We start from the raw sequence: 661 nt of genomic DNA, 5'->3' as shown, positions 1-661 counted from the left end.
ACTCAAATTTATGAGTGATTTGGGTATCTTTTTGGTCGCTTTCAGATTGGGTAAGTCTCTTCCCTTTCGGGCTGCCCTGCGCTGTGAGTAAGGCTTTACGCCCCCATTCCAGTCTCACAACACTAATCAATTATTCCTTTTCCGCAGTTCTCCCTCTAGCAGCTACAAGAGAGCGGTTTTATCGTGCTTTCGCAAGTTTTGATTAGTGCCTTTACCTGCCACCTTTGGAACTTCCCTTGGTCGGTGGCTGATGCGCATCGCTCTGTCCAAAACATCTTGAGTCCAAACAGAGTGCAGGAATACTTGAAGTGCTTAAACGATATGGGCTATCATGAAAGGACTTACACAGGCCGTCAAACCGGTAAGTATTCCGATCAAAGCCGACCTTGCAGGGTCGGTTTTGTCACATCTGGGGATTGAGATTACAACCAAAGAGCTGGGATCTCAACGATCCTTTTCTAAGGTAATGAACGTCCTCAAGAAAAACGCCTCCCATTGGGAGGCGTTTTTCGTATCTGCCAGATGTAAAAAAGGTCGCCGGTTTGGGCAACCTTTTGCGTTCTATCGTTCAGTTCGCACAACGAGTGTTACGTTAAATTACTCATTACTTTCTTTTAAACCAAAGCAGTCCCACTCTATCAGCAATCGACTAAAATTATTT

General features: G+C 45.1%; 1 protein-coding gene. It reads left to right on the top strand.

The window, feature by feature from the left end:
* Positions 1 to 331: 331 nt before the first annotated feature.
* The coding region (locus R7Z50_RS28060; RefSeq protein WP_212733951.1) for a hypothetical protein at positions 332 to 661 on the top strand (330 nt) is incomplete at its 3' end.

The organism is Vibrio sp. 1249-1 (assembly GCF_033340495.1).
This window is presented reverse-complemented; position numbering and strand designations above follow the sequence as displayed.